Origin of the sequence: Clostridium sp. CCUG 7971 (assembly GCF_017590215.1) — a bacterium.
Lineage (GTDB): Bacteria > Bacillota > Clostridia > Peptostreptococcales > Peptostreptococcaceae > Faecalimicrobium.
In genome coordinates this window covers 19,425-45,698 of record NZ_JAFFPK010000045.1, presented here as the reverse complement: position 1 = coordinate 45,698, position 26,274 = coordinate 19,425, and the positions used below count along the sequence as shown (strand labels likewise).

The following is a 26,274-nucleotide window of genomic DNA, read 5'->3' as shown; positions in this document are numbered from 1 at the left end:
TACAAAGGGTACATTTTACATCTTTAAGAGGTATTTTTTTATTTTATATTATTTGCATATTTCTATTCTATTTTCTTCTAATACACTAACCTTACCTGTAACTACTTTAATAGATTCATTATCTTTTAAGTTAGTAAATATAACTGGACTTATATCTGATTTTGCATTATTTTTTATAAAATCAACATCCATCTGTATTAATTTATCTCCAGCTTTGACTTTATCTCCAGCCTTTACAAAAGTTGTAAAACCTTCACCTTTTAAATTTACAGTATCTATTCCAAGATGGATTAACATTTCCATTCCATCATTGCTTTTTAAACCTACAGCATGCTTAGTTTCAAATACCATCTCAACACTTCCATTTATAGGAGATACTATATTTCCATCGCTAGATTTTATAGCAAATCCGTCTCCCATCATTTTTTGTGAAAAAACTTCATCAGGTACTATAGATATATCTAATATTTCTCCATTAGTAGGGGATACGATCCCTTTGTTCTCTACTGATGCTATATCTTCTTGCTTTGATTTTTTAAACATATCAAAAAATCCCATATTCTTACTCTCCTCTTTATGCTAGTTTAATGTTTTAAATTCTTCAATATTACACATAGCAGCAATAGCTCCTTTTTTAGTTGTAGTGTCTGCTGCATACTTATTACTAAATAATAACATATCTTTTATTTTTTCGTCACTTATATTTTCTATTTCATCTATTTCAATGTAATTTTCACCTAATTGATATAAAAATGATCCTATAAAAGAATCCCCAGCACCTGTTGTATCTATGGCATTAACATTAATTCCTTTTTTTTCAACAACTTTCATTATATTATCCTTTTTAGTGATAAAAGACGCACCTTCTGGTCCTTTTGTATATATTATTGCCTTTACATTTCCAACAAATAGGCTTTCTAAAGCTAATCTTTCATCTTTTATACCTGTTATAAATTCTAATTCTTCATCAGATATTTTTAATATATTTGCAAGTGGTAAAAACTCTTTTATTACATTTTTACATTCATCTGGATTGTTCCAAAGTGGTAACCTTACATTAGGATCAAAGCTTATTATTGCTTTATTTTTAACTGCATATTCTATAGCCTTTTTATGAGCATATTTCATAGGTGACTCTACTAAATCCACCGAACAAAAATGTAGAACTTTACAATCTTCAAACCAACTTTCTTTTATTTCAGCCTTACTAAGTAACATATCTGCACTTGGATTTCTATAAAATGAAAAATCTCTATTTCCATCTTCTTTTAATGATACAAATGCAAGTCCTGTATTTGCTTTATTAGTTCTAAGTATACATTCTGTATTTACATTAGCATCATTTAAAACATCTATTATATGATCTCCAAATGAGTCATTTCCAAGTTGAGATATAAAATAAGCATCTCCACTTAATTTTGCTATGGCTGCTGCTACATTTGCAGGCGCACCACCTGCAACCCTCTCAAACCCATCTACTTCTTTAAGCATACAACCCTTTTTATTAGGTATAAAATCTATTAATGCCTCTCCTATAGTAATTATTTTATACATATCGATACTCTCCAAGTTCATATAAATTTATTTTTACATTATCTAGGTTTCCTTTTAATACTATTTTATCTTTATTATCTTTTGGATAAATACGTGTAGTAAATACTTCTTCTCCATCATTTACAAATATTTCAAGAGATGACGTATCACTAAAAATTTGTAGTTTTTTTAATTCATTTATAACTACAGCTCTACACTTTCTTCCGTAACCACTATTTCCTAAAGTTAATTCCATCAATTTTTTATCGTTATTAAAAGTAATCTTACAATCTTCTCTTAATTCTAATTTAAAGTCATTTACTTCATTATCAAACTCTATATCTAATTCGAAAATTTCAGCTTTTAATTCATCATATAATTGAACATTATTTAGTTCTTTTGTTATTTTACTTTTTCTAAGTTCTTTTAATTCATCAATTGGTCTTTGATATATTTTATTATCTACAAGTTCTAGTACTCTAGGAATTGTAAGTGCATGTTGCCACCCAAATTCAACTGTAGGATTTGTATAGTAATCATCATCTATATCAGGTAACCCCATCCATCCAACCAGTATATTTCTATTTTTTTCATCTATAAATGTTTGCGGTGCATAAAAATCAAATCCTCTATCTAGTTCTGTAAATTCTTTAAAATCATATTTTCCATCATTTAAATTCATATTTCCTAAGAAATATCCACTTTGATATATATTATTGTATTTATGCCCGTTTTTTTCTATTCCTTGTGGAGATATGCATAAAATTGTTTTTGTATTTTTACTAACTTTGTCAGTTAATTCAAACATATCTGGACATTCCCACATATATCCAAATTTTTCATCGCTAGTTATTATATTTACAAAACTCCAATCCTCAAGATTTGAGCTTTTATATAAAAGTACGCATCCTTTGTCATTTTTATCTCTTGCACCTAATACCATATAGTAATTATTATCTTTTTTAAATACTTTAGGATCTCTAACATGACATGTCATATTTTCAGGGTAATCAATATTTTTAAATATTAATTTTTTATCAGTAAAGTTTATTCCATCATTACTTTTAAACATTATTGTATTATGCTGCCTACCTTTATTTATATAATCAAAATCTCCAACTTCTTTAACATTTCCCGTGTAATAAAAATATATTTGATTATTTTCAACAAAAGCAGAACCTGAATAAACACCATGACAATCATTTAAGTTATCTGGGTAAACTTGAGCCCCCATATCATTCCAATTAATCAAATCCTTTGATTTATAGTGCCCCCAAAATTTTAATCCACCCTTAGCCTCAAATGGTGAATATTGATAAAAAATATGGTACTCTCCATTGAATTGACATAATCCATTAGGATCATTTAGCCAACCAACTGGTGGCATTAAATGAAATTTCAATCTAAATTCATCCTTATTTACCTTATCTTTTTCTAATCCTTTGCGCATATCTATAAGCTTAGAAAATTCTCTTTTTAAAATACTCATCCTCTATCTCCTTATATTATAAAATTCGCAAGCTATTTATATTAAAATATATAAATAGCTTGCGAATTAGTATTATTTACATGTATAAAACTAATCTTCTTTAATTCCTAATATCATTGTTAATCCAAATGAAACTCCAAGTGCTATAGCAAACATTATTATATATTGAATAGGTGCATGTAGAGTAAGAAGTATTCCAAATATTCCTGTTACCCCTGTTCCTGTAGCTCCAAGACCAACAATTGCAGCATATAAAGCTGCCACAGCTGCACCAATAGAAGCCGCTATAAATGGTTTTACAAACCTTAAATTAACACCAAATATTGCAGGTTCTGTTATACCTAAGAGAGCACTTATGCCTGCTGGAAGAGCTAATGCTTTTGTATTTTTATTTTTTGATTTAAGGGCAACCGCAAGCGCAGCTCCACCTTGCGCTATGTTTGCGGCAGATGCTATTGGTAAAAAATATGTCATTCCAAATTGTGATATTTGACCAAAATCTATTATTGTGTACATATGATGTATTCCACCAACAACTGTAGTACTGTATATACCACCCATTAAGAATCCACCTATTCCATAAGGTATTTGTATTAATATCTGAACTCCATCTATTAAAGCATTTTCTAAACCCACAAATATAGGTCCTATTATTGTTAATGTTAAATATCCTGTTATAAAGACAGTTAATAATGGAGTTAAAAATAAATCTAGCATTGCCGGAACAATTTTATGTAGCTTATTTTCTATAAAACACATTAAATAAACTGCTATCATTATAGGAATCACATGACCTTGATATCCAACTAATGGAATATCATATAATCCACCCCATACACTTAACGTAGATTTATAACCTTCTGTTGCAACAGTCCAAGCATTTTGTAAGTCTGGATGAATCATAATCATCGCAATTACTGCACCTAAGTACACATTTCCGCCAAATACCTTAGCTGAACTATATCCTATAAGGATTGGTAAAAATACATATGCTGCATTACTAAATAACTTTAGCATTACAAAGAATGAATTATTCATATCTATATTTATATATCCATTTGCTGATATAAAGTTTAAAGCCTCTGTAAGACCCATCATTAAACCACATGAAACTATAGCTGGTAATATCGGTACAAATATATCTCCTAAAGTTCTTATTAACCTTTGAAATGGATTTGATTTTTTAATTGATGCCTTTTTTACTTCATCTTTAGTAGAAATTTTTATATCTGCAATTTTTGCAAATTCTTCATAAACTTTATTTACAATACCTGTTCCAAATATTATTTGAAGTTGACCTGCTGTTATAAATACGCCTTTAACCCCTTCTATATTTTGTATTGCTAATTTATCAATTAATTCTTCATTTTTTAAAACTATGCGTAGTCTTGTAGCACAGTGTGCTGCTGAGTCTATATTACTGCTATTACCTATATTTTCTAGAATTTCATTTGCTACATTTTTATAATTCATACCCTCTCTCCTTTATATACTTTATTATACCTTCAAATTCTTTATTTATTTAAACATAAATATCATAAGGTATCGTTCCCATATAATTCATATGAAATCGTTCCCTCTATTTTATTAAATTATATATTCTTTTTTGTAGTTTGTAAACATTTTCTTAAACTATAAAATATACTTTAATATTAAAAATAACCTATTTAAATTAATAGAGTTTTTTACTCTACTTATTTATATAGGCTATTTCTATATTTTAACACTTTCTCTACTTTTAAGCTTATAACCTAGCTTAATACTATTTACACCATTTTTACTGTCTATCATCTTTAAAATCATTCGTGCACTTTCTATTCCACTGTTTTCATAGTAATAATGCATAGTTGTAAGCCTTGGAGATATTATATTTGAAATTTTCGAATCTCCAATTGCACATACACTTACGTCATTTGGTATATTTATATTAACTTCTTTTAAATATTCTATAGCTCCTAATGCAATATTATAAGTTGCGCAAAATATAGCATCTATGTCTTTATTTTTTTCAATTAATTCTTTTGCATTTTTATATCCAGATTCTTGAGAAAACTCTCCAATTTTTATAAGACTTTCGTTTATTTTTAGTTTATTGCTTTTCAAACAATCTTTATATCCTAATTCTCTATTTAGACCTGCTGATATATCATCTTTAGTTACACCTATGTATGAAATTTTTTTATGTCCTTTTTGGATTAAATATTTTGTCATATCATATGATGCTTCATAATCACTATGATATACGCACGGATATCCATCTATTTTTTGACCTACTATAACAATAGGTATCTTCATATCCTTTATGATATCTAAATGCTTCTGAGTAACTATTGTTGCTACAAGTATTACTCCATCAACGTTTTTATTTTTAAATATTTGTAAATACTCTATTTCTTTTTCTATATTTAAATCTGTATTTCCAAGTATTATATTGTATCCACTATTAGAAGTTTCTTCACTTATACCACTAACTATTTTACCTATAGTTTCAGAACTTATTTTAGGCAATATGACACCTATTAAATTTGTTTTTTTAGTTCTTAAAGTTTTTGCATAACTTGATGGAATAAATCCGGTCTCATCAATAACCTTTTGAATTTTACTTCTATTTTCTTCACTTACATATCCATCATTTAAAAACCTTGATACAGTAGATTTAGATACACCTGAAAGTTTAGCTATATCAATAATATTCATATATTTTCTCCTAGATATTTTTATAGTACATAGGAAATTATATTCATTTTAAATCTCTTAATAAGTATAATTTTCATATATACTTTAAAATGCTATCATCTATAATACTTTATAGAATGCTTTTTATAAATTAAAGTTTATATTATTTTTTATACTATGTCCATAGTATTTAAAAAGTCGTACTGTATAATATCAGTACGACTTTTTATAGGATTAATATTTTTTAAATACTAAAGTTGCATTATGGCCACCAAAGCCTAAAGAATTTGAAACTGCATATCTAATTTCTTTTTTTCTTCCTTTATCTAGTACATAATCTAAATCAAGTTCTTCATCTACATTTTGAACATTTATAGTAGGAGGTACAAAACTATCATTTATACTCATTGCACATATAACAGCTTCAACAGCTCCTGCTGCTCCTAATAAATGCCCTGTCATAGATTTCGTTGATGAAACACATATATCATATGCTTTATCTTTGAATATATTTTTTATAGCTTGAGTTTCAAGTCTATCATTATAAGGAGTTGATGTACCATGAGCATTTATATAATCAACTTCATCTAATGGAACATTTCCATCTTGTAGCGCCATTTGCATAGAACGAGTTGCTCCTTCTCCACCCTCTGCTGGTGTAGTCATATGATAAGCATCTGCCGTTAATCCATACCCAACAACTTCTGCGTATATTTTAGCATTTCTTTTTATAGCATGATCTAGTTCTTCTAGTATAAGTATTCCTGCACCTTCACCCATTACAAATCCATCTCTGTCTTTATCAAATGGTCTTGATGAAGTTTTAGGGTCATCATTTCTAGTAGACATAGCCTTCATATTGCAGAACCCTGAAAATGCAAGGGCTGTTACTGGAGCTTCACTTCCTCCAGCTACCATAATATCAGCATCTCCTCTTTGAATAATCTTAAAAGCATCTCCTATTGAGTGAGTTCCTGATGCACACGCTGTACATACGTTAGTATTTGGCCCTTTAGCTCCTAAGTATATAGAAACTTGACCTGCAGCCATATTTCCTATCATCATTGGAACAAAGAACGGACTTACTCTTTTATTACCTTTATTTAAAAGAATCTTATGTTGTTCCTCTATAGTCTCAACTCCACCTATACCAGATCCGATTATAACTCCCATACGATTTCTTTCTACTGTATCTAAATCAAGTTTCGAATCTTCAACTGCCATTTTTGCAGATGCTATGGCAAACTGGGTAAATCTATCTAATCTTCTAAGTTCTTTTTTGTTTATATAATCTTCTCCATTGAAATCTTTAACTTCACCTGCAACTTGTGTTTGAAAAGTACTAGCATCAAATCTAGTTACAGTATCAATTCCACATACTCCAGATTTTATATTATTCCAAAATGTTTCTTTTCCATTTCCTACAGGTGTAATACATCCAAGACCTGTTATAACAACTCTCTTTTTCATAGAGAATACCTCCAACTATTTATTAGCTTCTATAAATTTAACTATATCTCCTATAGATTGGAATTTTTCGGCTTCTGTATCTGGTATTTCAACATCAAATTCATCTTCAAGCGCCATTATTATTTCTACTGCATCTAATGAATCTGCTTCTAAATCCTTCATTAAAGAAGTTTCCATAGTTATTTCTTTATCCTCAACACTTAATTGCTCTCTTATTATTTCTACAACCTTATTAAACATATTTTCTTCCTCCTGAAATTTAAATTAATTTTATTTTCAAAATTTTCAATCATATAGTTTTAAAACTTATCTATAAATTTATAAGCTTTATTTATTATTGCATTACCATTCCACCATCTACATTTATAACTTGACCAGTAACATAGCTTGACATATCACTAACTAAAAATGCTACAACATTAGCAACATCTTCAGGCTTTCCAAATGTATTTTTAGGAATGTTATTTAACATATTTTGTTTTAAATCATCACTTAGTATTTTTGTCATATCTGTATCTATAAATCCTGGTGCTATTGCATTTATATTTATATTTCTTGATGCTAATTCTCTAGCTGTTGATTTAGTGAACCCTATTACACCAGCTTTTGAAGCACAGTAATTTGCTTGACCAGCATTTCCTATAACACCTACTACAGAAGACATATTTACTATTTTTCCATACTTTCTTTTCATCATCGGCTTAGTAACTGCTTTAGTGCAGTTAAATACACCTTTTAAGTTTATTTCTATAACCTTATCAAAATCTTCTTCTTTCATTCTCATAAGTAATCCATCTTTAGTTATACCAGCATTGTTAACTAATATATCCACTTGCCCAAATTCCTTTATAGTCTTATCTACCATATCATTAACTTCTTCAGATTTAGAAACATCACACTTTGCAGTTATGCATTTTACTCCAATAGCTTCTATCTCCTCTTTAGTTTTTAGAGCTTCCTCTTCTTTTGAAGTATAATTAATTACTAAATTTGCTCCAAATGAAGCAAGTTTTTTAGCAACTTCTTTACCTATACCTCTTGAACCTCCAGTAACTATAGCAACTTTTCCTTCTAAGTTTATCATTATATCTCTCCATTTCTGTAAATTTGTATAAATTCATTTAAAGACTCTACACCATCTACGTTATAAATGTTTACATTAGCTTTTTTTCCAGAAGATATTTTTTTAATGAAACCTTTTAATGTTTTACCTGGTCCTATTTCTATAAAAGTATCATAACCTTCATCTAATAACTTTTCTATTGAATCTTCCCAAAGTACCGAAGAGCTAACTTGCTTTATAAGTAAGTCTTTGCCTTCATCTTCATAGTAGGCAGCATTTACATTAGAAACTACAGATACTTTTGGTTTCATAATATTAACTTTATCTAATTCTTTAGATAATTTATTTCCAGCTTCTTTTAACATTGATGAGTGAAATGGCCCACTAACATTTAGCTTAACTGCCCTTTTGGCACCATTGTCCTTAAACCTTACAATAGCTTCATCTATTTTATCAAATTCTCCTGATATAACTATTTGACCTGGAGAGTTATAATTTGCAACTTCAACAATTCCATTGTCTATGCTATTTATAACAGCTTCTACCTTAGTTCTATCTAAACCAAGTATCGCAGCCATAGCACCGTGTCCATTTGGTACTGTGTCTTGCATGTATCTTCCTCTTTTTTTAACTAAAGATACTGCATCTTTAAAATCAATAGCATCAGCTGCTACTAATGCGCTATATTCCCCTAAAGATAATCCTAGGCACGCATCATAATTTAAATCTATTTCTTCCTTTATAGCTTCTAATACAGCTATACTATGAGCTACTATTGCAGGCTGAGTATTTTCTGTTTTTGATAGTTCTTCGTCACTACCTTCAAACATAATATGTTTTAAATCCATGTCAAGAACGCTACAAGCATCATCTATTATACTTTTAGCAGTGCTATTTTTTTCATATATATCTTTTGCCATTCCTACATACTGAGCACCTTGACCTGGAAATACTAATGCTATTTTTCCCATAGCTTACCTCCTAGTTTATAGATTGATGTTTGGCATAATATTTCTTGCCTCGTTAACCATACTATCAATAATTTCTTTACAAGACTTTACATCTTTTATTATGGATGCAATTTGACCAGCCATAAAAGAACCATTATGTACATCGCCTTCTTTTGTAGCTATCCTTAAAGAACCCACACCTCTTTTATCTATCTCTTGTGAGTCAACACCTTGCTTTTCCATATTTAAAATTTCTTTAGCTAACTTATTTTTTAGAGTTCTGACTGGATGCCCTGTACTTCTACCTGTTACAATAGCATCTCTATCTCTTGACTTTAATACCATATTTTTATAATTTTCATGTACACTACATTCATCGCTGCATATAAACCTAGTTCCAATCTGAACTCCACTAGCTCCTAATGCAAAAGCTGCAACAATCCCTCTACCATCGGCTATTCCTCCAGCTGCTATGACAGGTATATTAACAGAGTCTGCTACTTGAGGAGTCAATACCATTGTAGTTAACTCTCCTATATGACCACCAGCTTCTGTACCTTCTACTATTACAGCATCTGCTCCTAGTTTTTCCATTCTTTGAGCTAGGGCAATACTTGGAACTACAGGTATTATCTTTGTTCCTATTTCTTTTAAAGAATTCATATATTTAGCAGGATTTCCTGCTCCTGTAGTTATTACAGGTATTTTTTCTTCTATTATCAATTCTATTATTTCATCTACAAATGGAGATAATAACATAACATTAACTCCAAACGGTTTATCAGTTAATTCTCTACATTTACGTATTTCTTCTTTTATAACGTCTTTAGGAGCATTCCCTCCTGCTATTAATCCTAAACCTCCTGCATTTGAAACTGCACTTGCTAAATAAGCATCTGCAACCCAAGCCATCCCACCTTGAATTATAGGATATTCTATATTTAATAACTCACAAACTTTATTCATTATTTCCTCCTTGTATACTCCAATTAATTACTGAAGCTCCCCAAGTTAAACCACCACCGAAGCCTACTAAAACAACATTATCACCTTTTTTTATTTTTCCTTGTCTATAAGCTTCATCCATTGCTACCGGAACTGATGCAGCAGACATGTTTCCATATTTATCTAAATTTACAAAAACTTTATCTTTATCTAATTTTAATTTTTTAGCAGATGCATCTATTATTCTAGTGTTTGCTTGATGCGGTATAAGGCAATCTATATCTTCAGTAGTTAAATTTGCCAATTCAAGAGCCTTTAGAGATGCTTCTCCCATTATTCTCACTGCAAACTTATAAACGCTGTTTCCAGCCATTTTTATACTGTGTAATTTATTATTTATAGTGTCTTGAGCTGCTGGAAGTTTTGAACCTCCAGCTGGTATATTTAAGACGTCTGCTCCGCTTCCATCAGATCCTAGATACGTAGATAATATTCCTCCACACTCAACATTTCCTATTACTACAGCTCCTGCTCCATCTCCAAATAATATAGATGTAGTTCTATCACTATAGTCTAAAAATCTAGAAAGAGTTTCAGCACCTATTACTAAAACATTTTTATACATTTTAGTGTCAACAAATTGCTTAGCTATAGTCATTCCATATATAAATCCCGAGCATGCTACTGATATATCAAATGCAGCTGCATTACTTGCTCCTATATTTTCTTGTACTAAACATGCAGTTGAAGGAAAAATCATATCAGGAGTTGCAGTCGCTACAATTATTAAGTCTATATCCTTAGGAGTTAAATTCGCACATTCAATTGCCTTTAGTGCTGCTTTTGTAGATAAGTCTGAAGTTGCTTCATTTTCGCTTGCATGTCTTCTTTCACTTATTCCAGTTCTTGTTTTTATCCATTCGTCCGATGTATCCATTATCTTTTCAAAATAGAAGTTGTCAATAATAGTTTCTGGAACATAACTTCCAACTCCTAAAATACCAGCTTTTTTGTTCATATTTAATTTAAACCTCCAAGATGAGTTTATTTTATTATTCTACTTGCTTATCTTCCATATCTTTTATAAACTCTTTTATATCTTCAACAACATTTCCTTTAGCAAACTTTATTCCTTGGTTTATAGCATTTTTTATAGCTGTTGAATTTGAACTTCCATGCGCCTTTATAACTCCACCATTAACTCCAAGTAGCGGTGCACCTCCATACTCTGAATAGTCCATAAAGCTTTTTAATTTTTTAAGGTCATCCTTTATAAACATAGCTCCTATTTTTCCTTTAGTGCTACTTAATAAAGTTTCCTTTATAAGCTTCATAACAGACATGGCTACACCTTCTGCCGATTTTAGTAATATGTTTCCTGTAAATCCATCACAAACTATTATATCTGTATAAGCATTTATAACATCTCTTGCCTCTACATTTCCTATAAAGTTTATATCTATATTTTTAAGCTCTTCATAAGCTTTCTTTACTAAGTCATTTCCTTTTCCTTCTTCTGAACCTACATTAGCTAATGCTATTTTAGGATTACCCATTCCTAAAACCTTTTTAGCATATATATTACTCATTGCTGCAAAGTCAACTAAATTTCTAGGCTTACAATCTACATTTGCTCCACCATCTGCTATCATTGTCATTCCTCTTTTTGCATTTGGTAATACAGGGCATAAACAAGGTCTATCTATACCTTTTATTCTCCCTACTACAAATAAACCACCTGCAAGAAGTGCTCCTGTGCTTCCTGCCGATATGATTGCGTCTGCCTTACCTTCTTTGACCATTTTAAGTGCAACAACCATAGAAGAGTCTTTTTTAGCTCTAATAGCCTTTACTGGCTTATCTTCATTTTCTATAATTTCGGTAGTATGAACTATTTCTAACTTACTTCTATCAAATTCATAATTAGAAAATTCTTTTTCTAATATTTCTTTATCTCCAGTTATTATTAGATCAACATTATATTCTTTTATAGCATTAACTGCTCCCTCTACATTAGATTTAGGTGCATTATCTCCACCCATTCCATCTATTACTATTTTCATAACTTTCCTCCTAGTCTAATTCCTCAAATATGAATTTCCCTCTAAATATTTGTTCTTGTGCTTTATTATTAACAATAACTTTTACATAGTGCTTTTTATCAGCTTTTTTATAAATTTCAGCCTTCGCTATAAGCCTATCCTTTTGTTCTATTAATTTTAAGCATTTTACATTTGCAAATCTCATAATAACTTTTGGCGCATCTATTATAGCCATTGCTAATGAGTCTGCTAGAGAGAATATATATGTGTCTTTTAAAGTATTAGTTTTAGAGTAAAGCATGTCTTCTGTAACTTCTAACATAGATATTCCTAGTTGCCCTACAGATAAGTCAATTATTTCACCTGTAATTTCCTTAATTCCTAAAGTTTTAACTTTTGAACTTTCTGATTCTGCTATTGTCTTAACTCTTTCTCTTAATTCCGGTATATTTAAACTCATTCTATCTAATCTGATAGTCTGAATACTAACTTCGAATAGTGCTGCTAATTCTTCATCCGTATAAAAAGGGTCCGCCTGTAGCATTTCAACAAGTTCTTTTTGTCTTTGGGCTTTGCTTTTCTTTTTCATATTACCTCCAAGTTTTTATAGCTGTAATTAGTACCAGCTACTAATAGTAGTATATAGTATTGCATTAAATTTATCAACACTTTTATTATTATTTTTATTATTAACTCTAAATAAGAATATATTTTTATTATATCATTTATATATAAAATATCCATTATATGACATTGTAAATAAAAAAAACATGTAGACTAATCTACATGTTTTTTTAGAAGTTATTACTTAGATACAACTTCTTTACCTTTATAATATCCACAATCTGGACACACTCTATGTGGTAATTTTGGCTCATGACATTGTGGGCAACTTACAAATCCTGTTGCTTCCATTTTTGAGTTAGCTGCTCTTCTCATATCTCTCTTTGATTTAGATGTCTTACGCTTTGGTACTGCCATTTACGCCACCTCCTTAGTCATTTTTAAATATATCTTTTAATTTAGCAAAACGGGGATCTATAGTCTCCTCGTCGTTCGCGATTTCATTGCAAGAGCATTCTTCTTTATTTAAGTTTGCTCCGCATCCTTGACAAAGACCTTCGCAGTCTTCATTACACAACACTTGTGCCGGTAATTTAAAGTCTAATGTTTGTTCTATTAGATCTACAATATTTATAGCTTGTCCATCATATATAAACGCATCATCATCTTCGAAAGTATCTTCATCAAAATTTTCTTTAACTAAAAATCCTTGTATAGAATATTCGATAGGAACTTCTACTTCTTCTAAGCATCTTGAACATTTATCAACGATTATAAAACTCACATCTACATCAAGGTATAATCCCTTATTAGTATTTGAAATTTTACCATCTACACTTATCGGAGAAGCTAGTTTATAACTTTCTTCACAATAATTAATAGTATCAACTTTTTGAGAAAAATTCAAGTCTATTTTATCAGTTTCTCTTCTAATTAATCTATCCAAACTAATTTGCATTAAATTCACCTCAATACATTACCAAATTTATTATACAAATCTAGCATTTGTTTGTCAAGTATTTTTACTTGATAGATATTTTTGACAGTATATAAATTATTTTATAATCTAAATACTCTTAATATTATATCACAAAACAAAACTTAAGGTAGGTTTTACCCTACCTTAAATTATTATATGCATTTATAATTATTTTACTAAAGAAACAGTATCTCTAGCTATAACTAATTCTTCGTTAGTTGGTATTAATAATATCTTAACTTTTGAATCTTCTGTAGATATTACTCTTTCTTTTCCTCTAACCTTGTTAGCTTCTGCATCTAACTTCATTCCTAAGAATTCCATGTTATTAGCTATAGCTTCTCTTATTTCTATACCATTTTCACCAACACCAGCAGTAAATACAACAGCGTCTACTCCGTTCATTTCTGCAGCATAAGATCCTATGTATTTCTTAACTTTTTGAACATAAGCATCTAAAGCAACTTGAGCTTTTTCGTCACCTTTTTCAGCAGCTCCTTCTATATCTCTAAAGTCACTTGATATACCAGTCATTCCGTATACCCCTGACTTTTTATTCATTAAATCAGATAATCCTTTAGCATCTAATCCTTCTTTTTCCATTAAGAATGGTAATATAGCAGCATCTATATCTCCACATCTAGTACCCATTATTAATCCTTCAAGTGGAGTGAATCCCATAGATGTATCAACACACTTACCACCATCAACAGCAGCTATAGAAGCTCCATTTCCTAAGTGACAAGTTATTACCTTAATATCTTCTATGTTCTTTCCTAACATAGCAGCAGCTCTTTGAGATACATACTTGTGAGAAGTTCCGTGGAATCCGTATCTTCTTACACCGTACTTAGTGTATAACTCATGAGGTAATCCGTATAAGTAAGATTTTTTAGGCATAGTTTGGTGGAAAGCAGTATCGAATACTCCTACCATTGGAACACCTGGAAGTATTTCTTCACAAGCTTTTATACCCATTATGTTAGCTGGGTTGTGAAGTGGTGCTAATTCTATACACTCTTCTAATGCAGCCATAACTTCGTCAGTTATCTTAACTGAACCAGCGAATTTTTCTCCACCGTGAACAACTCTGTGTCCTACAGCTTCAACTTCACTTATTTCTTTAACTCCACCGAATTTAGCGTCAACAACACCTTCTAATACTAATTTTATAGCATCTTGATGGTTTTTCATAGGTTGTTCTATAACTAATTTACCTTCTACACCATCTTTTTCTTGCTTAAGTATAGAACCTTCTATACCTATTCTTTCAACTAATCCTATACATAAAACTTCTTCATTTGACATGTCTATTAATTGATATTTTAATGAAGAACTACCACAGTTTAATACTAATACTTTCATTAGTATACCTCCTTAAGTTTATAATTAATATGTAAAAAAACCTTCTCAGGCTTATTATTCACAAATTTTTTATTGTTGTATACATTAAACATTTCGTCATAAATAATATAACACTTTTCAATGTAAAAGTATAGTCTTTATTGTATTAATTTGTTTAATATATTTTACTTAACATAGATTATTTTTCTCCATTTGTTATAATATTATAATATAATTATTTATTTTAATTATTTTTTAAATTATACATTAAATATAAATTTAACAATTTTTTAATTTAAATTCATTTATATTTAGCAAAGGAGATTTTTATGAATATACTCGGACTTGTAGTTGAATACAATCCTTTTCACAATGGACACTTATATCATCTATCTAAATCGTTAGAAATAACTAACGCTACTCATAGCGTTGCTATAATGAGCGGCAATTTCTTACAAAGAGGAGAACCTGCTTTATTTGATAAATATACTAGGGCAGAGGCAGCTGTTAAAAACGGTGTTGATTTGGTTCTTGAGCTTCCAACTATGTTTGCTTGCCAAAGTGCAGAAATCTTTGCTCATGGAGCACTAACTACTCTTAATTCTTTAAATTGTATAGATTCTATTTGCTTTGGTAGTGAAGAAGGACATGTTGATATACTATATACAATTTCTAAAATATTAGTTGATGAGACCGATGAATTTAAATCTTACTTAAAAAAATATTTAGACGAAGGACTACTATTTCCTACAGCTCGAAGTTTTGCTTTATTTGACTATATTAATAAGCATAATTTAGTAGATATCTCTAAAGAAGACCTTTTATCTGTTTTAAACTCTTCTAATAACATTTTAGGACTAGAATATATAAAAAGTCTACTAAAATTAAAAAGTAATATAAAACCTTATACTATTTCTAGAATTTCTGCTTCTTATAACTCAGAAAACATAGAAAGTAATATATGTTCTGCTACTGCTATTAGAAAATCACTAAAGGATAATAATAACTTGTCACTAATATCTAATGTTGTTCCAAAGCCTACTTACGAGACATTAGATAATAAACTAATAAGTAATTTCAATCCTATGTTTGATGATAAGTACTTTGATTTACTATCTTCAATAATACTTAGAGATTATAATATACTAAATAACTACTTTGAAGTTAATGAAGGTATTGAAAATAAAATATACCAAAGTGTTTTCACTTCAAATTCTCTTTATGATTTACAGCAATCTGTAAAGTCAAAAAGATATACTTTAACTAAAATTAAACGTACTCTAAATAATATCCTTCTTGGAATTACTAAAGAAGATATGAATAAGATAAAAAATATTAATTCTATTCCTTATGTAAGAGTATTAGCATTTAATGATAAGGGACGTGAGATTTTAAAAGCTATAAAAAATAATTCTGAAATAAATATAATAAATAAATTTTCAAATATATCTTTTTCTATGGATGATGATGCGTTTAAAACTTTAATACATTACGATGTAAAAGCTAGTAATATGTATAATATAATTTATTACGATAAAAATAAAAATTTACTAAAAGGTCCTATGGATTTTTATACTTCACCAATATATGTAAGATAATCTTTTATATCGAAAAGACTTAAGAAAATTTCATATAATTCTCTTAAGTCTTTTTTGACTATTAAGTTAATATAATAATCATATATTCAATAACTTAATAGGTGATTTTATGAAAAAAAGTAATCTTATAACGTTTTTTACTCCTGTATTAATTGTTATACTTTTAATTTTAGGTATTATTATTTTTCCAAATGAATCTATAGTCGCAGCTAAAGAAGGGTTACATATATGGACAACTGTTTTAATACCCTCTCTTTTACCATTTGTGATTGGTGCAAATCTAATTGTAGATTTAAAAATAGTAGATATAATAGGATTTATAATAAACCCTATAACTAAGTTTATATTTAATGTTTCAGGAAAAAGTGCTCTAGTGTTTGCTATATCTACTGTATCTGGATATCCAGTTGGTTCTAAACTGGCATCTGAACTTAGAAATAACAATGAAATATCTAAATGTGAAGCTCAAAGGCTAGTATCATTTTGTTCAACTTCTGGGCCTTTATTTATAATAGGTGCAGTAGCAACAGGTATGTTTCAAAATTCATCTTTAGGATACCTTATGGTAACTTGTCACTATCTAGGATCCATATCTGTAGGTATACTTTTTAGAAACTATGGTAAAGAATCACTACCTAATTCTAAGTATTCATTAAGAAGAAATATAAAAAATGTAATTGATACTAAAGCATCTGATGGCAATGGATTTTTCGTCTTATTTGGAAGTGCAGTATTCAGTGGAATAAATACATTACTTATGGTAGGAGGATTTGTAATAGTATTTTCTGTTGTATTTAAGATATTTTCTTTATTTAATATAATTTCATTGATATCTTCTATACTATCTATTCCTTTATCATTATTTGGTATAACTTCTGAACTTTGCCATGCCCTTATAAGTGGTTTGTTTGAAATGACAATAGGTTGTAGTAAAGTAGCTAGTATAGTATCTACTCCTGAAGTTCTCAGAGCCTCTCTAGCTAGTTTCTTAATTGGTTTTAGTGGACTATCTATATTAGCTCAATGTTGTAACTTTCTAGCCAAGACAGATATCAATACTAATTTATACATATTAAGTAAATTTTTACATGGAATACTAGCTGGTATATTTACATTTTTACTATACCCATTATTCCAATCATCATCTGTTGTATCTAACTTTTCAAATATATACAATGTATTTTATAATAACCCTATATGGAATTATTATATTATTAATTACAAAACAATACTTCCAATATTTGTAATAGTATACATACTTGTAGCACTTATAATTTTAGAAAAAACAAGTTATAAAAATAAAAAAGAAAGCTAATGCTTTCTTTTTTATTTTTAGCAACGTACCTGTATTTCAAAGTTGTTGGCGATATGAGTGAAATGAATTTTATCTATTTGGATTTAATTCTGCTTTATCTCTTGCTACTTCTTGTAATATATCTTTTAAATTATATTCTATTGTTGTAAGTACATTTTCTGCATATTCAATAGATCCTAGTTTTATTTCACTAGCTATACTTTCTGCTCTTTTTACTATCTCATTTGCTTTTTCTTCTGCTAATACTACTGGTTCGCTAGATTCAACATACGCTTTTACAACTTCTTCTGAATTTTTCTTTAACTCTTCAATATTATTAGTATACTCTGCTCTTATTCTCTCAGCCTCTTTGTTAGCTTGTTCTACTAATTCAGTTGCCTCTTGCTTTGCATCATTTATAAGTTTATGTCTTTCTTTATTTATCCAATCTGCTTGTTTAACTTCTTCTGGAATTAGTGTCTTAATTTCACTGATTATTCCTAATACTTCATCTTTATCTATACCACTTTTATGTGAGAAAGGTATTGAAGAAGCATTTTTTATAACACTTTCTAATTCTTCAAATAATTCCATCATTTCTAAATCTACATACATATCTTTTCTCCCCTATTAGCTTTTCTTTTTAGTTCTTTTAAAACAATATCAGGTACTAAATTTTTTATATCTGCATTAAATGCTAATACTTCTTTTATTAAAGATGAACTTATAAAAGAGTATTTAGTACTCGTTGGTAATATAATTGTTTCTATATTAGGATTTAACTCTTTGTTCATATGAGCCATTTGCAACTCATATTCAACATCTGCCCCACTTCTTATACCTCTAACTAAGGTATCAATCCCACTTTCTTCACAATAATCTACTAAAAGACCATTAAAACTTACAACTTTGATATTACCTAAGTGGCTTGTACATTCCTCAATAAGTTTAACTCTTTCATCAAAATTAAATAATCCTTTTTTGTTAGGGTTGTAAAGAACCCCTATTTGTAGCTCATCAAACAATTTTGATGCCCTACAAATAACGTCTAAATGACCATTTGTTATTGGATCAAAGCTACCTGCAAAAATAGCTTTTCTTATTTTCTTTTCCATTTTATGTTTATTCCTCCGGTTTATAAAATGTTATAGTAGTATTTCCATATTTTTTATCTCTAGTTTTTTCTAATCTTCCTATATTTTCTGGAAATGCATCCTTACTATCATGTTCTATAATTATTATTCCATCTTCATTTAATAAACTTGCATTATCTATTTTTTGTAATGCATCTATAAACATATTTTTATAATATGGAGGGTCCATAAATATTACATCAAATTTATTTCCTTGTATCTTTAGTTTACTTATAGCATCTTTAAAGTCTAAATTTAAAACTATACTTTCATTTTCTACTCTAGCTTTCTTTATATTAGACTTTATTATAGAAATACTTTCTTTACTTATGTCTACAAAAACACATCTATTAGCACCTCTAGATAAGCACTCTATACCTAAAGAACCTGTTCCTGCAAATAAATCTAGTACATTACTTTCCATTATATATGGATTTATCATATTAAATAAAGATTCTTTGACTCTATCTGTAGTAGGTCTTACATCTTCATTTTTAGGCGTATTTAACTTTAATCCTCTTACTTTTCCTGATATTACTCTCAACGTGTCTTCACCTCATTGTATATTTTAACATAATTTTAATTTAATTTAACGAAATTTCTTCTAAGGAATGTTCAAATTTGTCAATTATTTCGTTTTTTATATATTTATTTTCAAAATTTTGCAATTTATGGTCATTTCCTACGATATATCTAGCTTCTTGCTGTGCTATTTTTAGTATTTTCATATGTTTAAATATATTAGCTACTTTAAGCTCTGGAAGTCCATGTTGTCTTGTTCCAAAGAATTCTCCTGGTCCTCTTATTTCTAAATCCTTTTCTGAAATTTTAAATCCATCATTAGTTTCTTCCATAATTGACATCCTTTGTTTACAAACATCTGATTTTGAAGCATATATTAAAATACAGTATGATTTATGGCTACCTCTTCCTACCCTTCCTCTAAGCTGATGAAGCTGAGCTAGTCCAAATCTTTCAGCATTTTCTATTATCATCAAAGTTGCATTTGGAACATTTACTCCTACCTCTATAACTGTCGTTGATACTAGTATATCTATTTCTTTATTTTTAAAACTTTTCATTATAAAATCTTTTTCACTTGCTTTCATTTTTCCATGTAATAGACCTACTCTTAAGTCATTAAAGTATTCTATTTTTAATTCTTCAACAAGCTCTACCGCTGCCTTTGCTTCTATCGCTTCACTTTCTTCTACTAAAGGACATACAATATAAACTTGCCTTCCTTTTTCAACTTCAGCTCTAACTAAAGAATTATAAGCTCTATCTCTCTTACCTTTATCAACTGCAATAGTTTCTATCGGTTGTCTACCTGGAGGAAGTTCATCTATTATAGATATATCTAAGTCTCCATATAGTATAAGTGCTAGTGTTCTCGGAATTGGAGTCGCCGTCATTACAAGTATATCTGAATTAATGCCTTTTGAAGAAAGCTTATTTCTTTGTCTTACTCCAAATCTATGTTGTTCATCAGTTATAACAAGTCCTAATTTATTAAACTCAACCTTATCTTCTATTAAAGCATGAGTCCCTATTAATATATCTACTTCATTATTTTTAACTCTTTCAAGTACATTTTCTTTTTGTTTTTTAGTAAGACTACCTACTAATAGTTCAACTTTCATTCCAAACTTTTCTAAAGTTTCCGTAAGAGAAATATAGTGCTGTTCTGCAAGAATTTCAGTAGGTGCCATTAATGCACCTTGATATCCATTTAAAACGCAATTTGCAAGAGCTAAAAGTGCTACAACTGTTTTACCACTACCAACATCACCTTGAACTAATCTATTCATAAGCTTATCTGAATTCATATCCTGTATAATTTCATATAATGCTCTCTCTTGAGCTCCAGTTAATTTAAACGGTAGAGATTTTAGTATCTCTTCTAATTTTTCATGTTTCTTAAACTTTATACCATTAACTTCATCTACACCATTTTTAAACATGAATAATCCCAATTGCAAAATTAAAAATTCTTCAAATACAATTCTATAAAGAGCAATTTTTAAGGCCTCTTTACTACTAGGTGAATGAATATTTTTTATAGCATAATCTATGCTACATAGTTTATACTTTTCAGTTATCCTTTGTGGTAAATATTCTTTTATTTTAAGCTCTTTATCACTTAAAACATTTTTTATTATACTTATAATGTCCTTATTAGTTACTCCGTATGTAAGCGGATATATAGGTATAACTTTACAAGTGTTTTTAGGTGAATTTGTAAGATGTTCTACTTCACAAGAGCTTAACTCTATGGTTTTAAATTCCTTTTTTACTTTCCCAAATACTAATATTGTATCTCCTAGTCTGAAAGTATTTTTCACATAATCTTGATTGAAAAATACTAGCTTTGCATATCCTGTTTCGTCTCTTACATCAACTTTAGTTATATTCATGCCTTTTCTAGGGCTAGATGTAGATATTCCTACTATTATAACTTTTATAGTTGCTTTTTCTTCATTTTCTAATTGAATTATTTTCTTTAAATTATTTCTATCTTCAAACTGTCTAGGGAAATAATACACTAAGTCCTTCAGTGTAAATATTCCTAACTTATTAAGTTTCTCTGCCCTTTTAGGGCCTATTCCTTTTACATATTGTACATCTTTTCTTAAATCCATCATATTTATCACCTATTACCAAAATTAGCTTCACTTAAGCCACTGCGTGGGCGCTACACTTCATGCTGCTAACACAGTTACTAAAAAAATCCTGTATAATCACTTTTACTAAGTATTATGATTATACAGGACTTTTTAATCTATTCAACTGATATTAAGTAATAATAAAGAGGCTGTCCTCCATAGTATAACTCTACATCTATATCTTCAAACTTTTCTTCTAATTCGTCACGAAGTTTAGAAGCTTCTTCTTCACTTACATCTTCACCAAAGAATAAAGTTATTATTGCAGTATCTTCATCTACTAATTTCTCAACAAGAGTTGTAGTTATTTCATCTACTTTTTCTCCTGCAGATAATAATGTTCCTTCTGCAATCCCTATTATATTTCCTTCTTTAACTTCAATATCATTCATAACTGTATCTCTAACAGCATAAGTTACTTGACCTGATTTAACTAATCCAAGTGAGCTCATCATAGCTTCTTCATTTTCCTCAACAGTTGCATCACCATTGAAGTTTACTAAAGCTGTAAATCCTTGCGGTGTATTTTTAGTTGGTATAACCACAATATTTTTTTCACTTATTTCTTTAGCTTGATTTGCAGCCATTATTATATTGCTGTTATTTGGGAATATAAATATATTCTTAGCATTTATAGTATCTATTGCTCTTACGAAATCTTCTGTACTTGGATTCATTGTTTGACCACCCTCTATTATGTGATCTACTCCAAAGTCTTTAAATATTTTAGCAAGTCCTTCACCCATAGATGTTGCTATAAATCCAAACTCTTTTTCTTCTGCTGAAGAAGCTGTCTCAGATTGTGCATCTAAAACTATATTTTCATGTTGCACTCTCATATTTTCTATTTTTATAGTTATCAATTGACCGTACTTTAAAGCATCTTGAATTACTAGCCCTGGATCATTAGTGTGAACATGTACTTTTATTACACCTTCATCCCCAACAACAGCTAAACTATCTCCATACTTTAACATCATGTCTCTTATTCCAGTATCTTCTATTTTATCACTTTCTAGTATAAACTCTGTACAGTAACCAAACTTTATATCTTCAGTGTTTATAGAATTTGCTGAAGTATTTATAGTTTGTACATTATTTACGCTTGAGTCTTTTATTTTTATAGGATTACCTTTTAGAGCCGCGTGCATTCCTTCATATATAAGAACTAGACCTTTTCCACCAGAATCAACAACTCCGGCTTCTTTTAAAGCTTTTAAAAGTTCTGGTGTTCTATTAAGCGACTCGTTAGCTTCTTTTATAACCATTTCTAAAAACTTTAATAAATCATTTTCTCTTTTGTATGACTTTATTGCAAATTCTCCACTTTCTCTAACTACTGTTAATATCGTACCTTCTATCGGTTTTATAACAGCCTTATATGCAGTATCAGAACCGTTTTTAAACGCTTTTGCTAAATCTTCAGTTGATAATTGTTCTTTACCTTCTATTGATTTTGCAAACCCTCTTATTATTTGTGATAATATAACTCCAGAGTTTCCTCTAGCTCCCATTAAAGAACCTTTTGATAATGCCTTACCTATATCTGTTATATTATCATTTTCTAACTTTGATAATTCCTTCATTGCATAAGATATTGTAAGCGACATATTAGTTCCTGTATCTCCATCTGGCACAGGAAATACATTTAGCTTGTCTACTAAATCTTTATGATTTTGAAGATTATTCGCACCAGAGACAAACATATCTCTTAAAACTTTACCGTCTATATATTGAATCATTTTCTTCCTCCTAATTACTTGACTCTAATTCCTTGCACATTAATATCTATTTTACTTACTTTTATTGACGTTAATTTCTCAACTGTATATTTTACTCTATCTATTATATTGTTTGCAACAGTAGATATATTAGTTCCATATTGTAGTATAACATAAAGTTCTATTGCTATTGTATTATCTTCAAGTTCTTCTACTAAAACACCTTTAAAGGCATTCTCACCTCTTAATAATTCTACTATACCCTTAGATTTATATGCTAAACCTACTAACCCGTAACTTTCCATAGCAGATCTATATGCTATTTGTGATATAACTTGCTTATCTATTTCTATACATCCATATTGATTCATTACTTTTGCACTCATGGTTGACCCCCTTAAGTTCATTTTTATTTTATTTTGCTCAAAATATATTAAAACTTTCTATTTTTATAGTTCATAGAAAATTATATATCCTATAATACTATAAATGTGGTATAATTTAAACCTAGCCATATTATTTAAAAAATATTTTTGTAAAATATTAGGTAGATTTAAAGAAAATATTAGTATTTCTTTTTTAATATTTACTTTATACAAAACTATATATATAATTTTATATGATAACAGCAAATTCTTCAATATGTGTAGAGCAAATATATATTTCTGTTGCACGTTTTCAATATTTATGTTAATATAAATATGTTTTTAGTCTTTAAATAGTTATCATTTTAAGGAGGTGTACGAAAAATGGCAAAGATATGTAGCGTATGTGGTAAAGGTAAGGTTTCTGGAAACCAAGTATCACATTCAAATAGACACAGCAGAAGAACGTGGTCAGCGAACTTAAGAAGCGTTAGAGCTATAATAGATGGTACTCCTAAGAGAGTAAAAGTTTGTACTAGATGTTTACGTTCTGGTAAAGTTGAAAGAGCTTAATAATTCTTTAAAAGCCTACTAGTGTTAGTAGGCCTTTTTTATGTTTTAATCTTTTTTACCACTTCTCATAAACTTTAATACAATATTTGAAATCCATTTTGGTAATTTAATTGTCACCATTTTCATAATCTATTCCCCCTGTAATTTAATTTTTAATTTATTTGCCTAGACTTTAAAGGTTATTCTTAGTTTTTTTAATTATTACTAGTTATTTACCTATATAATTGCTTTTTAATTAATAAAAGAATAATAATACCCCACATCCAATAAGTACAAATGCCGTAAGTGCCGTCCATATCCAATTAGGTAGTATCATAGACAGTATTACAGCAGCCCCAGTTGCTAAACATACAATCCCCAACAAACCCTTTGATTGATTTCTCATAATCGCCTCCTATGGCTTTTAAATCTATTAGTTACTCTATATAGTTAAATTTATGCAAAATATTATAAATTTAGACCTGTCCTACTTTTTAATTTAAAAATTTAATACTCTGCATAATAAAAAGAAGTGTAAAATACACTTCCTTTATTTGCTTATACTATATACATGGTCTATTAAGTTATTTATATACTTTTTATCTGCTAAGTCAATTGAACTTTCAAATCCTTTTAATAAGTTTTTATCATCATCAGTTAAATCTCTTATACCTTTCGCTTCTATATTCTTTTTCATAAATTTCATCATAGCTTTGTCTATTATACCTAGTTCTTTGTAGCTAAATGCTCCTTTAAAGTGATATAAATCCATTTTATCTATTATCTCACCTTCAAAGTTATTTTTAATAATTTTATTTCTACATTCTTCACTATATGATTCCATTCCAACAACAAATACTATAAGATTTTTATTTAATAGCTTTTCATAATTTTTAATTATAAAATCTACACCCTTTATTTTTCCAACATATAAAGGCCCACCATATATTACAGTGTCATACCTATCTAAATCTTTACTTCTTATATCTGATAATTCATATAAGTCTCCTCCTAATTTAAGAGCTATCCAACCTGCATAGCGTTTCGTAGTCCCATATTTACTTTTATATATAACTGCTATTTTATCCCCCATAATATACCTCCCTATTTATAAACTTATAATTATTATTATATGACTAAGTTTATATTTTCCCTTTAATCTTTTTAAATAAAATTCACTTTGCTCAAATTTACTAAATTATAAATCACATATAAAAAAGATGGTTAAAAACCATCTTTTTTATTTATTTCTTATTATAAGTAAATTTCCTTTATTAACTTTTACACTGCATTTAGATTTTAACATAACATTAGATATACCAATTGGTAATGAGTACTTCATATTATAATCAGTTAATGGATATTCTAGTTCCTTAAGAGTAACTCCTATAGCATCACCTTTTATAGGTATTACAGAAATTGTATCTCCCTTATTTCCATTTATAATTTTTTCTTCATCTATTGCTATATAAATCTCTTCTTTATCAGATATTATTCTAGTACTTATATTCATACATCTTACATAATAAAGTAAATTAATATTTGCAATCATATGATCCACTCTACCACCTAATGCTCCTAAAAAGTCGATTTCTTTTGCACCAAGTTGTTTAGCTAAATAAATACATAACTCTGTGTCTGTTTCATTTTTCTTAGATGGAAATTTCTCAAATTTAACTCCACAGCTTTTATAATAATTTATAATATCATTATATACAGAATCTAAATCTCCTATTATATAGTCCGGTTTTATTTCCATATTATACGTATGATTAGCTCCTCCATCTGCGCAAATTATATAATCATACTCATTTTTAGATATTAATTGTTTTGTATTTTTATAATCTTGGATTTCTCCATTTAAAACAATACAGATTTTCATATATATTT

28 protein-coding genes are annotated in these 26,274 nt (G+C 29.0%); 3 read left to right on the top strand and 25 right to left on the bottom strand.

Annotated elements, in window-relative coordinates:
- Positions 1-48: 48 nt before the first annotated feature.
- From JWF52_RS06775 to JWF52_RS06700, 16 genes are all read right to left on the bottom strand, one after another.
- Complete coding sequence (locus tag JWF52_RS06775; protein WP_286184038.1) at positions 49-558, bottom strand: PTS sugar transporter subunit IIA; 510 nt, start codon at positions 556-558, stop codon at positions 49-51.
- A gap of 21 nt (positions 559-579) precedes the next feature.
- Positions 580-1,554, bottom strand: coding sequence for a carbohydrate kinase family protein (locus tag JWF52_RS06770; protein ID WP_208332782.1), 975 nt, complete (start codon positions 1,552-1,554; stop codon positions 580-582).
- Positions 1,547-3,022, bottom strand: coding sequence for a glycoside hydrolase family 32 protein (locus tag JWF52_RS06765; RefSeq protein ID WP_208332780.1), 1,476 nt, complete (start codon positions 3,020-3,022; stop codon positions 1,547-1,549). The genes JWF52_RS06770 and JWF52_RS06765 overlap by 8 nt, the downstream gene beginning before the upstream one ends.
- Positions 3,023-3,112: 90 nt before the next feature.
- A complete protein-coding gene (locus JWF52_RS06760) occupies positions 3,113-4,495 on the bottom strand; it encodes a PTS transporter subunit EIIC (protein ID WP_208332778.1) in 1,383 nt (460 codons plus the stop codon).
- 240 nt (positions 4,496-4,735) lie between these two features.
- Positions 4,736-5,719, bottom strand: a complete 984-nt coding sequence (locus tag JWF52_RS06755) for a LacI family DNA-binding transcriptional regulator (RefSeq protein WP_208332776.1) — start codon at positions 5,717-5,719, stop codon at positions 4,736-4,738.
- Positions 5,720-5,932: 213 nt separating this feature from the next.
- Positions 5,933-7,168 (bottom strand): beta-ketoacyl-ACP synthase II, encoded by a 1,236-nt coding sequence (gene fabF / locus JWF52_RS06750; protein ID WP_208332774.1) that lies wholly within the window; start codon positions 7,166-7,168, stop codon positions 5,933-5,935.
- Between the two features lie 15 nt (positions 7,169-7,183).
- Positions 7,184-7,408 (bottom strand): acyl carrier protein, encoded by a 225-nt coding sequence (acpP, locus tag JWF52_RS06745; RefSeq protein ID WP_042271830.1) that lies wholly within the window; start codon positions 7,406-7,408, stop codon positions 7,184-7,186.
- Positions 7,409-7,502: 94 nt separating this feature from the next.
- A complete protein-coding gene (gene fabG, locus JWF52_RS06740; RefSeq protein WP_208332772.1) occupies positions 7,503-8,252 on the bottom strand; it encodes a 3-oxoacyl-[acyl-carrier-protein] reductase in 750 nt (249 codons plus the stop codon).
- Positions 8,252-9,202: an ACP S-malonyltransferase gene (gene fabD, locus JWF52_RS06735; RefSeq protein WP_208332770.1), complete on the bottom strand. Its 951-nt coding sequence runs from the start codon at positions 9,200-9,202 to the stop codon at positions 8,252-8,254. The genes fabG and fabD overlap by 1 nt, the downstream gene beginning before the upstream one ends.
- A 15-nt stretch (positions 9,203-9,217) precedes the next feature.
- Positions 9,218-10,147 carry an enoyl-[acyl-carrier-protein] reductase FabK gene (gene fabK / locus JWF52_RS06730; protein ID WP_208332768.1) on the bottom strand — a complete coding sequence of 310 codons (930 nt, stop codon included), beginning with the start codon at positions 10,145-10,147 and terminating at the stop codon, positions 9,218-9,220.
- Entirely contained in the window at positions 10,140-11,144 is a 1,005-nt protein-coding gene (locus tag JWF52_RS06725) for a beta-ketoacyl-ACP synthase III (protein WP_208332766.1), read from the bottom strand. The genes fabK and JWF52_RS06725 overlap by 8 nt, the downstream gene beginning before the upstream one ends.
- A 34-nt stretch (positions 11,145-11,178) precedes the next feature.
- Complete coding sequence (gene plsX / locus JWF52_RS06720; RefSeq protein WP_208332764.1) at positions 11,179-12,189, bottom strand: phosphate acyltransferase PlsX; 1,011 nt, start codon at positions 12,187-12,189, stop codon at positions 11,179-11,181.
- A 10-nt stretch (positions 12,190-12,199) separates the two neighbouring features.
- The gene (gene fapR / locus JWF52_RS06715) at positions 12,200-12,757 is read right to left on the bottom strand and encodes a transcription factor FapR (RefSeq protein WP_042271817.1); all 558 of its coding nucleotides are present in this window, start codon (positions 12,755-12,757) and stop codon (positions 12,200-12,202) included.
- 215 nt (positions 12,758-12,972) lie between these two features.
- Positions 12,973-13,149, bottom strand: a complete 177-nt coding sequence (gene rpmF / locus JWF52_RS06710; protein WP_042271813.1) for a 50S ribosomal protein L32 — start codon at positions 13,147-13,149, stop codon at positions 12,973-12,975.
- 13 nt (positions 13,150-13,162) lie between these two features.
- Positions 13,163-13,690, bottom strand: a complete 528-nt coding sequence (locus JWF52_RS06705) for a YceD family protein (protein ID WP_208332762.1) — start codon at positions 13,688-13,690, stop codon at positions 13,163-13,165.
- Between the two features lie 189 nt (positions 13,691-13,879).
- Complete coding sequence (locus JWF52_RS06700; RefSeq protein ID WP_208332760.1) at positions 13,880-15,076, bottom strand: acetate/propionate family kinase; 1,197 nt, start codon at positions 15,074-15,076, stop codon at positions 13,880-13,882.
- Positions 15,077-15,384: 308 nt separating this feature from the next.
- On the opposite strand from JWF52_RS06700, the gene JWF52_RS06695 reads away from it, so the two are divergent.
- Together JWF52_RS06695 and JWF52_RS06690 are read left to right on the top strand one after the other, a co-directional pair.
- A complete protein-coding gene (locus JWF52_RS06695; RefSeq protein WP_208332758.1) occupies positions 15,385-16,653 on the top strand; it encodes a nucleotidyltransferase in 1,269 nt (422 codons plus the stop codon).
- Positions 16,654-16,762: 109 nt separating this feature from the next.
- Entirely contained in the window at positions 16,763-17,968 is a 1,206-nt protein-coding gene (locus JWF52_RS06690) for a sporulation integral membrane protein YlbJ (protein WP_208332756.1), read from the top strand.
- A 69-nt stretch (positions 17,969-18,037) separates the two neighbouring features.
- Here JWF52_RS06690 and JWF52_RS06685 read toward each other — a convergent pair whose 3' ends face one another.
- From JWF52_RS06685 to JWF52_RS06660, 6 genes are all read right to left on the bottom strand, one after another.
- Positions 18,038-18,562 (bottom strand): hypothetical protein, encoded by a 525-nt coding sequence (locus JWF52_RS06685; RefSeq protein WP_208332755.1) that lies wholly within the window; start codon positions 18,560-18,562, stop codon positions 18,038-18,040.
- Entirely contained in the window at positions 18,553-19,050 is a 498-nt protein-coding gene (coaD, locus tag JWF52_RS06680) for a pantetheine-phosphate adenylyltransferase (protein WP_353654888.1), read from the bottom strand. Before coaD ends, JWF52_RS06685 begins: the two co-directional genes overlap by 10 nt.
- 19 nt (positions 19,051-19,069) lie before the next feature.
- Positions 19,070-19,624: a 16S rRNA (guanine(966)-N(2))-methyltransferase RsmD gene (rsmD, locus tag JWF52_RS06675; RefSeq protein ID WP_208332753.1), complete on the bottom strand. Its 555-nt coding sequence runs from the start codon at positions 19,622-19,624 to the stop codon at positions 19,070-19,072.
- Between the two features lie 40 nt (positions 19,625-19,664).
- Complete coding sequence (gene recG / locus JWF52_RS06670; protein WP_208332788.1) at positions 19,665-21,722, bottom strand: ATP-dependent DNA helicase RecG; 2,058 nt, start codon at positions 21,720-21,722, stop codon at positions 19,665-19,667.
- A gap of 140 nt (positions 21,723-21,862) precedes the next feature.
- Positions 21,863-23,488 (bottom strand): DAK2 domain-containing protein, encoded by a 1,626-nt coding sequence (locus JWF52_RS06665; protein WP_208332751.1) that lies wholly within the window; start codon positions 23,486-23,488, stop codon positions 21,863-21,865.
- 14 nt (positions 23,489-23,502) lie between these two features.
- Positions 23,503-23,853, bottom strand: coding sequence for an Asp23/Gls24 family envelope stress response protein (locus tag JWF52_RS06660; protein ID WP_208332749.1), 351 nt, complete (start codon positions 23,851-23,853; stop codon positions 23,503-23,505).
- 363 nt (positions 23,854-24,216) lie between these two features.
- Here JWF52_RS06660 and rpmB point away from each other — a divergent pair, with 363 nt between their 5' ends.
- The gene (gene rpmB, locus JWF52_RS06655) at positions 24,217-24,405 is read left to right on the top strand and encodes a 50S ribosomal protein L28 (RefSeq protein WP_042271781.1); all 189 of its coding nucleotides are present in this window, start codon (positions 24,217-24,219) and stop codon (positions 24,403-24,405) included.
- A gap of 235 nt (positions 24,406-24,640) precedes the next feature.
- On the opposite strand, the gene JWF52_RS06650 is transcribed toward rpmB, so the two are convergent.
- The 3 genes from JWF52_RS06650 to JWF52_RS06640 form a co-directional block, all read right to left on the bottom strand.
- Positions 24,641-24,790, bottom strand: a complete 150-nt coding sequence (locus JWF52_RS06650) for a 2-oxoglutarate translocator (RefSeq protein ID WP_286184036.1) — start codon at positions 24,788-24,790, stop codon at positions 24,641-24,643.
- A gap of 144 nt (positions 24,791-24,934) precedes the next feature.
- A complete protein-coding gene (locus JWF52_RS06645) occupies positions 24,935-25,477 on the bottom strand; it encodes a flavodoxin domain-containing protein (protein WP_208332747.1) in 543 nt (180 codons plus the stop codon).
- A gap of 147 nt (positions 25,478-25,624) precedes the next feature.
- Positions 25,625-26,266, bottom strand: coding sequence for a thiamine diphosphokinase (locus tag JWF52_RS06640; RefSeq protein WP_208332744.1), 642 nt, complete (start codon positions 26,264-26,266; stop codon positions 25,625-25,627).
- Positions 26,267-26,274 lie beyond the last annotated feature (8 nt).